8 protein-coding genes are annotated in these 12,660 nt (G+C 43.2%); 4 read left to right on the forward strand and 4 right to left on the reverse strand.

The window, feature by feature from the left end:
* Positions 1 to 93 precede the first annotated feature (93 nt).
* Positions 94 to 1,899 (forward strand): golvesin C-terminal-like domain-containing protein, encoded by a 1,806-nt coding sequence (locus tag AC1DM9_RS33750; RefSeq protein WP_477584395.1) that lies wholly within the window; start codon positions 94 to 96, stop codon positions 1,897 to 1,899.
* Between the two features lie 14 nt (positions 1,900 to 1,913).
* Positions 1,914 to 5,720: a golvesin C-terminal-like domain-containing protein gene (locus tag AC1DM9_RS33755; protein WP_477584397.1), complete on the forward strand. Its 3,807-nt coding sequence runs from the start codon at positions 1,914 to 1,916 to the stop codon at positions 5,718 to 5,720.
* 128 nt (positions 5,721 to 5,848) lie between these two features.
* Here AC1DM9_RS33755 and AC1DM9_RS33760 read toward each other — a convergent pair whose 3' ends face one another.
* The 3 genes from AC1DM9_RS33760 to AC1DM9_RS33770 all read right to left on the reverse strand — a co-directional run bounded on the left by AC1DM9_RS33760 (position 5,849) and on the right by AC1DM9_RS33770 (position 8,959).
* A complete protein-coding gene (locus tag AC1DM9_RS33760) occupies positions 5,849 to 6,679 on the reverse strand; it encodes a carbohydrate ABC transporter permease (RefSeq protein WP_441883124.1) in 831 nt (276 codons plus the stop codon).
* A 2-nt stretch (positions 6,680 to 6,681) separates the two neighbouring features.
* Positions 6,682 to 7,569 (reverse strand): carbohydrate ABC transporter permease, encoded by an 888-nt coding sequence (locus tag AC1DM9_RS33765; RefSeq protein ID WP_477584399.1) that lies wholly within the window; start codon positions 7,567 to 7,569, stop codon positions 6,682 to 6,684.
* Between the two features lie 70 nt (positions 7,570 to 7,639).
* Positions 7,640 to 8,959 carry an ABC transporter substrate-binding protein gene (locus AC1DM9_RS33770; RefSeq protein WP_477551877.1) on the reverse strand — a complete coding sequence of 440 codons (1,320 nt, stop codon included), beginning with the start codon at positions 8,957 to 8,959 and terminating at the stop codon, positions 7,640 to 7,642.
* 245 nt (positions 8,960 to 9,204) lie between these two features.
* Between AC1DM9_RS33770 and AC1DM9_RS33775 the strand changes: the two genes are divergently transcribed.
* Both AC1DM9_RS33775 and AC1DM9_RS33780 read left to right on the forward strand, forming a co-directional pair.
* Positions 9,205 to 10,776, forward strand: coding sequence for a response regulator transcription factor (locus AC1DM9_RS33775; protein ID WP_477584401.1), 1,572 nt, complete (start codon positions 9,205 to 9,207; stop codon positions 10,774 to 10,776).
* Entirely contained in the window at positions 10,773 to 12,482 is a 1,710-nt protein-coding gene (locus AC1DM9_RS33780; protein WP_441883116.1) for a cache domain-containing sensor histidine kinase, read from the forward strand. Before AC1DM9_RS33775 ends, AC1DM9_RS33780 begins: the two co-directional genes overlap by 4 nt.
* A gap of 67 nt (positions 12,483 to 12,549) precedes the next feature.
* Here the strand turns inward: AC1DM9_RS33780 and AC1DM9_RS33785 are convergent, their stop codons facing one another.
* Positions 12,550 to 12,645, reverse strand: coding sequence for an IS3 family transposase (locus AC1DM9_RS33785; RefSeq protein ID WP_441878496.1), 96 nt, complete (start codon positions 12,643 to 12,645; stop codon positions 12,550 to 12,552).
* Positions 12,646 to 12,660: the final 15 nt, after the last annotated feature.

Here is a 12,660-nt window from a genome sequence, read left to right on the forward strand (position 1 = left end):
ACATGCTATGATAAAAACGAAGGAGCTGGATTAGCTGATGGATAAGGCTAATTGCTTTTTTACGATCATTCAAGCAAAGGGGGCATTATTATTTTGGAAGCGTTATCATTTAAAGGAGAGGCTGTGAGTGGTTTGGTCAAAAGGAAGCTGTTTTTCTTCATCGTTTTCATGTTGACGATAGTAGTTCCTTTCAGCCTGGTCGGAATAACGACCGCTTATGCGGAGACCTTACCTTATCAGACGATTATCATCGATGACGGAAGCATCACAATTAATGATGTTGTGACACTTGATGCGGGTAACGAGAACAATGGATATTCGGCTCCAAATTGGACCACTAGCACAGGGGTGAAGGGGTATGATAATTCCAGCTCCAAATATACGAGTACAGCAGGCGGATCGATAACATGGAATCCGCGCTTGGAAGCAGGAACGGCGAAAATATCTTTATACAAGCTTAACTGGGAGGATAAGGCTGATAGCAATGTAAAAATCGAAATCGTTCATAATGGAACGACGGATGTACTCTTTCTGGATCTGAGACCCTCATCTGGCCCTCCTGTGGGATGGGTTGATTTGGGAGAGTACTATTTTTCCGGGGTTGGTGAAGAATTCGTTAAAATGACACGGTCTGCCAGCACCACGAGCACGATACTTACGCGAGCTGATGCGGTCAGGTTCGAAGGTAATATTCAGCAGAAAGAGCCGCATAAGACGATCATTATTGATGATGGAAGCCTCACGATTGATCATATCGTCACCGTAGATGCAGGTAACGCGAATAACGGGTACTCCGCTCCTTATTGGACCACAAGTGCGGGAGTGAAAGGATACAATAATTCCAGTTCCAAATATACGGACGCGGTAGGTAGAAGCATCACTTGGAATCCACGCTTGGAGGCAGGAACGGCGAAAATATCGTTCTATAAGCTTGATTGGGCGGATAAAGCAGACAGTAATGTAAAGATTGAGATTGTTCACAACGGGATTACGGATGTTTTATTTATTGATCTTAGACCTACGTCGGGTCCATCGGTCGGATGGGTGGATTTGGGGGAGTATTATTTTAGTGGTGATGATACCGAATTTGTCAGGCTGACTCGAATGCAACCTACGACGGGCACGATTATTACTCGGGCCGATGCAGTCAAATTTGAAGGGAATATCCGTCAGCAAGCTCCGCCGTTGCCCGCGCTGCGGAGCCGTACATTAGCGAATCTCAGTTACACAGAAAAAGGCAGCATTGAAAATGCAAACTATAAGGCGACCTTCTATGAGGCAGCATGGGATGGAGGCAAATCCATCGTTCGTGACATGTTCTACAAGAACACGGACACAGGGAACTGGATGCCAATAAATAATGTGTCGGAAAGACTTGAGGAGCAATGGGTTTTATTGGATGGGAATGCGGGGAGCCGAACCAATTACTACGATACGATGAACAAACGCTGGATTACATTCGACGGAATCCATTTTCCAGACAGCCACACAGCGGTTTTAACCGATTCTATGCATGGCAGTGATTACGATTTTGAAGTGAACTGGTCCATGGCAGGGGATAAACCAGATGTTTCCTTCACCTTCACGCCTCGCCGCGATGGCAATTATGTGATTGGATATCAGTCCTTCACAACAGAGCAAATCACTGGCATCAATGAAGTATTAAATGGATTTAGGTCGCATGCAAAAATGGTTGGTACGGTGGAATCCACAAGCCTTAGGGAGCTGAGCGCTCCGATGAGTCTGGTGGAGAAGAACGACAGTGCGGGGAATCCATTGACGTATGGGGTATTTGTACCTTCGGAAGAGCTTCCGGTTGAATTTGAACCGACGGGAGGCGTTACGAAACAACGGCTTGGCATGAGCCTTGTCAACCAATCCTATATGCTCCTCAATTAGGGACTTATTCGCAAATGACCGCAGAAAACACCTATCAATTTCATATGGGGCTAATCGCACAAAAAAGCAATCTTTATGAGTCCTACGCGGATATTCTTCGCAATGAGTACGGTTATTCGGCATACCGGGAAAATGTATCAGATCAGTCGCTTACTGACGCGATGTTCAATATGATCGATATGCTTAAGATAGAGCCGCAAGGGGACGACTCTGTTCAGTATGTCCCGTCACCCAGCGGGTGGTGGAGCCGTGCCAAGGGCTTTATTGATATCGAAAACGAGGATAGCGTTCGAACAAGCTCGAATGCCGTTCTTTTGGGGGCTTATTATTTGACTGGGGATGACCAGCTTTACGATACGAGAGCATTGCCGTCCGTCCAGTATGGCGTATCGCGAAATGGCATCGGTTGGTCGCCGACGCAGAAGAAAGTATATGGCGTGCCTTCGTTATGGAAAATGGCCACCCTGCCGTTCGATGTTTCAAGCGTAGCCGCTGTCAATCAGATGATGGGCACTTCAGCAGGAATTGGGGCGCTGGCACAGGAAGAGTACCTCGTGCGCGATCCTGATCAGAAAGACCGGGGTCCTGTCATTCAGCCCCTGATGATGTATCGGATGACGGGAGATGCGCAGTATTTACAGGCTGCCAAGGATGCAGCCGACAGCTATATCCTGCAGCATATCGATACTCCTGAATCCGTTAATGTGAGTAAAAATGAATTCATTTATTATTATAGCAAGCTGTGGATGGAGATTTTGGAGCTTTACGAGGAAACTCAGGATCCCAAATACTTGAATGCCGCTTATAAGGAAGCCAAACGGTATGCCACCATGTTCGTTGCTCGACCAGTTACTGAAGGTACCGTTACGATTCCGCAGCCCGAGACGTATAATTACGCGGAGTCGTTCCATTGGCCGGAAAGCGGTAAATACCAATATCCTAGGAGCAAGCTCCCAGAAGATGTAGCAGGAGGCGTACAAGCGGATAGTTGGCTTGTTTCACCGAACGGGTTGACGTTTGAAGCAGGAAGCACAACCGGCTATTATCGGATGAATGCTCAGGAAGCTCCATTCATGCTGCGATTGTCGCTCTATACAGGTGATAAACTGCTGCAGGATATCGCACATAATTCGGTAATTGGTCGATATTCCAGCTATCCAGGTTATTACTATAAGGGCTTTGCCGTTAGCCAACTTGAACCGGATTTTCCTCTGGAAGGCCCAAGCGGGGCTACATCCATCTATTATCACCATATTCCGGGGCAGCTCGGGCAAACGATGGATTATTTGATCAGCGAACAATCATTAAAATCGAACGGGAGTATTACATTTCCTTCCGTATTCGAAACGAATTTTTTATGGTTCAAATATCACCTTTATGGCAATAAACCAGGTCATTTTTATGGTAATTCCGACGTTTGGCTCTGGATGCCCAAGGGGATTATTCAGACTAACGATCCTCAATTGAACTGGATAACGGGAGAGAGCGGGGATAAATTCTATATCGGGCTAAGCAACGCATCGTCAGATGAAGTTCAGACTTCGATTGAACTGAATGCGCAAATCATTGGGTTCAACCCGTCACAAGATTATACCGTAACCATCATCCGCGATAATGGCACACCAGAACAAGCAGTTATGAGTGGCGGAATTATTCAAGCTACGGTTTCAAGCAAAGGGATAACCGCTATCATTGTTGAGGGACTCCAGATTGATGTGCCGCTGCATCAGGTTAGAACTGCTGATACATCGGATGCAAGCTACTTCTTCGATACCCACAGTCCAATCGATGCGGTTAAAGGGATGCTGATCGTGAAGCCCGACGAGACGGTTTATGATGCTTATGTACAGGCAAAAACGACGAAACCAGCGACAATCCATTATTCCTTGGATGGCGGGGCTACGTATACGACCATTCCAGATACGATATATCCGATGGAATGGTCGATACGGGCGAACGATTTATCTCAAACTTTCACTTATTACGTAGAATCGGACGGGAAACAGACCCGCAAACGGACACTTTATCTGCCTGATAAGGTATCCGAAACTCCAGTCCAACCCGATTGGCAGGAGGGTTCATCTATTATTGTAGATAATACCGAAGCGGAGACAGAAGGGGTCTGGATAAGGGATACAACGGCTAACGACTATTACTACGATAACTATGTGTATGCCAAATCGACGACCGGCACAGCGACAAGCAAAATTATATGGCGGCCGGAGCTGCCGGATACTGTTACTTACAGTGTGTATTACAAGCTTCCGCAAATAACCACAGCGAGTGAAAGCTGGGCAACGAATGCCTCATTTACCGTTTATTATAGCGGGGGCTCTGATTTGGTTACCGTTGATGAGACAGCGACGAATGGTACTTGGGTGCACCTAGGTGATTATCCTTTTGCGGCAGGCGATAGCGGGTACGTGGAACTAACCAATAAGGCCAACAAGTCACGGGTAGTTGCCGATGCAATAATGTGGGTAGACCCGAACAGAATGCCGCAATTGGAGTCTGCGGTGATCCTGTCCGATCGGAACGAGCTGCAGATGACTCAAACCGCACAACTGAGCGTAACCGGCTATTTGGATAATGGTTTGATCGGTGATCTATCACAGGCCAATGTGCAGTATTTCGTTGATCGTACGGATTTGGCTGAAGTAGACAGCAGCGGTAGGTTGTCCCTTCTAAATCTTGATGGAGACACAGATCACATTGAGGTATGGGCCACTGTAACGATTGACGGAGTGACCTTAACAACACCGCCTTTGACCATCGCGATCAAGGACCTAACGGTTATCGTCGACAGTACAAATACAACGGGGTTATACACGACAGAAGGGTCTTGGAGCCAAAGCAACTTAGCCGGATACAAAATTGGGGTTAAGTCCCGTTACTCTACAGTACAAGGATCTTCAGCAACGTGGAAAGGCCAGTTTCCAGAGGGGAAATATACAGTCTCCATCTACAAGATCGTCCATACGACGGCAAACGATAATTATGTCAAAGTGGAAGTGAAGCATCAGTCAGGTACCGAGGTCACATATATCGATGCAACAGTTGGCTCATCGGGCTGGGTTAATTTAGGAACGTTCGACTTTACAGGAGACGGCAGCGAGTATGTTCGTTTAACCAGGGTTACTCCTACAACGGTAGACCCACCAACACTTCCTGCCGATATGATCTATACGAGGGTTGATGCAGTCAAATTCGAACGGCATTCCGTTAGTCCGGAGCTGATTGTGAATGAGGCGCCAGGTAAACCGACACTTTCGAATAATAGCGGTGCTGCGACAGGCTTACATGATGGCAATTATGACGTTGCGATGAATATGTGGTGGGGAACCAATGGCTCACTGTATAAGTTGTACGAGAATGGCCAATTGATCCAAACGAAGTCATTGCCCGTTGATTCGCCAGCTGCCCAAACTTCCATTATTCCAATTCAAGGCAAGCCAAATGGAACCTATGTGTATACATGTGAGTTATCGAATTTGTATGGAACGACTTCATGTGAACCACATACCGTCACCGTGGCTGATGCGAATCCTGGCAAACCTGTGTTATCCAGTGACAACTGGGATCAAGATGGAAACTATACCATTACTGCAAATATGTGGTGGGGCACGAACGCAGCACAGTATCGATTATATGAAAATGGCGAACTTATTGAAACGCAATCTTTATCTTCACACTCACCAAATGCCCAATCGGCAAATACACAAATTTCGGGAAAAGCTCCTGGCATTTATCAATATCGCGGTGAGTTTATGAATGGAAGCGGAACAACGGTAAGTGATGTTATACAAATTATTGTAAAATAACGCTAAGAGCTGAGTGGATGAAAACGATCCACTCAGTTTTTTTTCTTGAAATTTAGTTCGTCTCAAGCGCACTATCTAGGAATAGAAGTATTCAGCTTCAAAGCTTTCTCATGCAAAGCTTTATACTCCTATCCCTTTAACGAGCCGGACGTGATGCCGTTAATGATATATTTTTGCATGAAAATGTAGAACAGAATGAGTGGTGCAACCGCCAGGAGCATCATCGGGAAGAAATTCGTCCAGTCGGTCGAGAATTGCCCAATGTTGCGGAATACTTCTAAGAGCAATACACCCTTTGAACGGGATTGCAAGAACAACAATGGCGTCATGAAATCATTCCACACAGCAAGTGTATTCAAAATAGCTACAGTGGCAATTACCGGCGTAAGCAACGGGAACACAATCTGCCAGAATGTCCTCCAAACCCCACAGCCGTCTACTCTTGCCGCTTCTTCCAGTTCAAATGGAACGGTAGAACTGATAAAGCTTTTAATTAAAAAGATAGAGAACGGAAGGCTGTAACAAATTTCTATTAGAATAATCCCCGTGAAGGTATTCATAAGCCCAAGCTGGGCTACCTGTTTATAAAGTGCTAAGATCCCCATTTGGTATGGTACCATCATCCCAACCATGAATAAAAGGAATACGATCCGATTGAAGTGATTAGTACGTCGTATCAAGCTGTAAGCAGCCATCGCAGAAAAGATTACAATACCCGCAACAGAGGAAATCGTAATGATAAGGTTGTTTCCTAACACATGAAAATAGTTCATTGCCTTAAAGGCACGAATGTAATTGTCGAACGTGATGTTAACTGGAAGGCCAAGCGGTTGAGAGACCGCATCAGCTGGCGTCTTAAGTGTTGTGATGATCAAGTAGTAAACTGGGATCATAAAAATCACCGCTAAGACGAGCATAAGAATTTCCGTGACAGCAGTTTCCTTAGTATATCGATTCATGATTACCGCCGCTCCCACATCTTGATTAGTGAAATGTGAATAAAGGTGATGATGCCTACGAGGATAACGAAGACGATACCGAATGCGGCTCCGTAGCTATAGAACCCTTCACTGAGCCCTTTCTTGATCATGAGTGATACGATCGTTTCCGTAGAATACCCCGGACCACCACCAGTCAAGGCATAAACAATATCAAATACTTTCATGCCGTTTATCATCCCCATAACCGTGTTGAAAGTGATCGCCGGAAGCAGTAGAGGAAGTGTGATATAGCGGAACATTTGCAGCCCACTCGCTCTGTCAATCTTCGCCGCTTCGTAATAATCTGTTGAGATGCTCTGCAAGTTGGCCAAATAAATAACCATTGTGTAACCAACCCACTGCCATACGGAGACAAGGATAACCGAATAAAGTGCAAGATGAGGATCTCCGAGAAAATTGATGCGTTCAAAACCAAGAGCGACTACAAGCTGATTAATCAAGCCAAAGTCGGAGGGAGAGTACATAAAATTCCAGAGAAAACCGATAACCAATACGCTGAACACCGCAGGAAGGAAGAACGCAGCTCGCAGCAGATTTTTTGTTTTTAATTTTTTATTAAGAAACACCGCTAATGGAATGGCTAGTATATTCTGTCCAAGCATCGCAAGTACCGCATAGATTAAAGTGTTTCTTATACCTGTCAAATAGATTGAATCTTTAAATAAAGCAATATAATTGTCTAGACCAACAAATTTGACAGCAACCGGATGCACATCCGACCAGTTTGTAAAGCTGTATAAAGCGGTCTTTATCGTCGGAAATATGAAAAAGGCACAATAAATAAGTAAGGCGGGAAGCAGAAGCAGAACATAATTGATCTCTCGTTTGAAAATGTTTGGTTTGTTCATGTGCAACAACCTTTAGCATTTAGGATGTACAAGAGGCAAATCGCTTTGCCCCTTGTATTTTATATTCGGCCTACTTAGATTTCTCCAGCAGTTCAGTTGCTTTCTTATCTACCGCTTCTAGTACTTGATGAGGCGTTTTGATACCAGCTATGAGTTCTTGAATACCTTTTCCCAGATCTGTGAAAGCAGCAAAAGCAACGCCCCAATTATTAACAGGGAACATGACATTGCCCGCCTTGAAAGCTTCTTGAGCACCGTTATACTCAGCTGGCATATCAAAAGTAACGCCTTTCAAGAAAGATGAACCGCCTTTATTATCGGCCCAGTAAGCATACTGGCCTTCTGGTGTGGATAACAGATCAAGCACCTTGTACGCCGCATCTTTGACTTCGGACTTCGCATTCAAACCAAACGATACTCCGGGACCGCCTACCATCCAACCCGGGCCGCCTTTCGTGCCCAGGTTCGGGAACATATCAATCTTCATGTTTGGCGCTTTTTGCTTAAAGGTTTCCATGTACCAAGGCCCTGCTTGGAACATAGCTGCCTTGCCGCTTGTAAACTCGTCTATGGCTTGTTCTTCTTCAAGCCCAAGCATATCTTTGGTGAAGATACCGCGTTTCAAGTATTCAGTCCATGTTGTCAAAGCAGGCTCCAGCGCATCGGCTATTTTCGCGGTTCCTTTACCAAAATCGTTATTCCATTTTTTCCCTTCCTCTGTGCCGATAAAATCATTTAATGCCAAACCGAGGAAGGACTGGCCTGCGACGTTAGGATTCTTTAGACCGATCGCTTGGGGTTTGATGCCATTCTTCTTCAGCACATCCGCTACTTGGAAGTACTCATCAAGCGTTGTTGGTACTTCCAAGTTATATTTGGTGAATAGTTCAACGTTATAGAAAACCCCGTTGAACCAACTCGCTTGCGGCAACCCATACAGTTTATTATCAAATGTTACAGTGGACGTGCCGGTTTCATAATACTTGCTAGCGTAGCGTTCTGTTAAATCTTCGAAGTAACCTGTTTTGACAGTATTAGCATCAATTATTCCACCGATAATGTCAGGACCTTCGCCTGCTGCAAGTTGTGTTTTGATGACATCTGCGTAAGTCTTGTTATCGATGAACTGATACTCCACATCTACATCGGGAAGTTTATCTTTGAATAATTGCAGTAGTGTCTTTACACTGTCTTCTTTGTTCCAATACGATAATCTGACTTTCACTTTCTTTACCGGTTCTGGATCCTTTGTTTCTTTCGTATCGGTTGTATTCTTCGCAGTTGCATTTCCCTTTGTGCTGCTATTCTCCGTACTGTTCTTACCGCAGCCTGTAAATAGGATCGTGAAGGCGAGTATAGCGATAGCGGAGACAAACCATGTTCTCTTCATACAAAGACCTCCCAAATAGATAGTTTGTTTCTCGATACTTTTATCATTGTAGTATAAATGTCATTTTCATCGAAATAACAGATTTTTGCGAAACCTAACAGAATTCATTTGGAAGTAAGAATTTAAGAATGTGATTTAATACAATGGTATGAATGGGAATGTCCTGTGTGCTATGCTTTGGATTGTAGAGAGTATCCTCAAGTGGTGAGTGAATAGCGATCGTTTGAACAGACAGGGAGGAAAATATGTATCATATATTAGTCGTCGATGATCAACAAGCTGAAATCGAAGCCATTGAATGGCTTATTCATAAGCATGCTCTACCATTTTCTGTTGCTCAGGCCAATGATGGGGAAGTGRCACTGGAATATATAAAGGGCCATCATGTAGATCTGTTATTCACAGATATTCGCATGCCATTCATGGACGGTCTAGAGTTAATTAAGCAGGCAAAAGCAGTCGTTCCGAACCTTAAAGTACTTATTTACAGTGCATATGGGGAATTTGAATATGCACAAAAAGCGATTCAGCTTGGAACGGTTCATTATATGTTGAAGCCGATTGATGTGAAGGAATTCCTAAAAGTGTTCCATTTCATCATCGCTATACTTGAAGACGAACGGCTTCAGAGAGAGAAAGAGGATCTGCTCGTTAAAGGCTTTCATAAAGGAGTGGCGTATGAGAAAGAGAAGCTCCTGTTTGATCTCTTTCAGGGTCGTGAGAGTGACGTTCATTACGAGGAACGGGCAGCTTTTGCAAGCCTAAATCATCTGGTAAATAAGCGAATGTATATGATTATGATTGGATTGCAAAATCGTTTTTTTGATCAACATCATACAGAAGCGTTCGATTTTCTACAATCGATTTGTACACATGAGATGCTTTTTTTAAATTTGAATGAGTATCAAAGCATCATGCTAGTCGCTATTGATCCAGCTTCAAAGAACCGCGATAACCTGCAAGAGCTTATGGCTTATGGGGATTGGATTAAAGAATGGCTGGAGACTCGCTTCGACCGGCGAAGTTTTATTATTGTTGGTAGTCCGGTAGAGAAGCTAGAGGGACTTCATGATGAGTTTACCCAAATGGAAGAGTTAATGAATTTTCGTTTTTTTATGGAAAGCAGTGTCGTTTGTTCCAAAGAAGATGAAAGCTTTCATGACCATATAGACGACGAATCGTTAGAGCTTATGCTGAAGGATATTTATACTTCCATTGCACAAAAGGAATATTATACACTTGAGCATCGAATAGAGTTTCTCATTGCAAGCATGCAAAGTTGTAAGCGCTTTAGTTCTATGTATGCCAAGCTATTATTTACAGACATATTAAAAAAAATAGTAGAGTCTCAAGGCAAAAGAAACAGCAATTTATTAAAGAATGGTTTTGAGCGAATCGCACTATGCAATTCGATTGCTGAGTTGAGGCAAGTCATTTTATCCGTTTTTCAGGAGCATTTGCTGCAAATCGAAACGGCGACAGATGATCAATGCCGCAAAGTGATTGAAGATGTACAGACTCTCATCCAGATGGAATACGGAAGTGATATTGGGGTCGCCTATTTAGCCAATCGCGTCTTTTTATCGCCAAGTTATTTAAGTTTTTTGTTTAAAAAAAATACAGGCCAAAACCTAGTCAAATATATTACAGCCGTTCGTATGGAGCGAGCGAAGGAGTTGCTGCGAGATACAACGATTAAAGTTGTTGATATTGCCAGTACAGTTGGATTCACGAACACTTCCTATTTTAATTTAATGTTTAAGCAATATAATGGCTTGACTCCAGTTCAATATCGTGAGGTAGGTGGGCGAAGGTGACTCTACTCAAATTTATCCGTAATCTCCGCCTGCGCCAGAAATTATTACTTTCTTATGTGATTGTCATCTTCCTGCCAACCATTGTACTGGGCTTATATGCCTACCATAACTCTAAATCTTCATTAGAGAGCCAGTTTCTGCAAAGTGCGGATAACGAGGCGAAGAAAGTCACTTTAGAGATCAGTTACCGACTTCAGAGGCAGGATGTGTCAATAAAATCGATTGTTTTCCATCCTACGGTTATCGAGATGATGAGTAACCCGAATCTGGATTTGTACACACAATTAATGATGCTGAATGATAAAATTGAACCTATTTTTTTTAACTTGATGTATATGGTTAGGGATATGAATGAGATAATGTTGTACTCCGAAAGTCATCAATCTGAAATAGGAAACTTCATGACGCCTTCATCTGCAATTAAGGAGAAGGATTGGTATCTAGAAACAAAGGGCAGTGATACAACCAAGTGGTGGTTTGAAGATGGAGAATTGTTTGCCACACGAGTGATTTACAATATCGAGTTTAGGACCGTGAGCGCTGTACTTTATGTTAGATTTGATTACCACAAAATCTTCGGTGATTTCATTGGCAGAGTGAACGGAGGGAATGGCATCATCATTACCGATAGACAGAATCGGCCCGTATTATCAGAGCATGCTGGGCAGATGGATGATGTTCAACTTCAATCACTTTCAAGGAAAGGCACTTCAAATGCAAAATTAGATGGCGAATCCTATTTAGTTGTAAACAAAGATATTCCTCAAACCGATTGGATACTTCATTATTTGGTTCCCGACAATCAGTACAAAACAGGCATTGGCAATATTTTAAGCGCAACGGGCATCATTGTACTCATCTGCATGGTTTTTCTAAGTATTATTATCTTCTTGTTCTCAGAAACGCTGTTAAAAGGAATCGAGAAATTAAACACCAAAATGAAGATGGTGGAAGACGGTGATCTTACTATTGTTGTATCAGCGAATTCCAAAGATGAAATCGGGCAGCTTACCAATCGATTCGGTTCTATGCTTAAACAAATTAATCAGCTCATTTCAGAGGTATATCAAACAAAAATTACGCAAAAGTCTGCCGAACTGAAAGCGCTACAAGCTCAAATTAATCCCCATTTTCTATACAATTCTTTATCTTTAATTAATTCAAAAGCGCTGCGTATCGATGCCCAAGAAATTAGTGACTTGGTAAATCAACTATCTAGTTATTACAGAACAACTTTAAATAAAGGGAAGCAGATTATTTCGATTCAAGATGAATGGACAAACGTCCAAGCGTACATACATATTCAATTAGCAATGCACAATAAAAGGTTTGACGTAGAATTTGATGTGGACGACAAGGTGTTTCAATTTGAAATGATCCATTTGATTTTGCAACCGATTGTTGAAAACTCGATTATGCATGGCATCGATCTTAAGAGGGAGGGCCGAGGTAAACTCATCCTGCGGGCAAGTCTCGACGGTGAAGATATTGTATTTGTTGTGGAGGATAATGGTGTCGGTATGGAACCTTATAAGATTAAGCGTATTCTTGAACATGAAAGTGCGGGTTATGGCATTAAAAATGTGCAAGAAAGATTACAGCTCTTATTTGGATCCGAATACGGGATATTAATTCATAGTCAATCCGGGATTGGCACTTCAGTTATCGTACGCATACCGCAGTATCGTCATATAAGTGATCAATAGCCATGATCAAAAAAGGGTCAATGCTCATATGGTCAAGACCCCTATTTGTAGACATTGCAAAAAACACCTAGGCAGAAAGCTGACGTCTGTAAGCAACAGGCGTCAGTTTTTTTAGTTTTCTCTGCGGTCGCTCGTTATTATAGAAATGCAAATATTCTTCAATTCTCCTTTGTGCCTC

The organism is Paenibacillus sp. 01T431 (assembly GCF_056398625.1).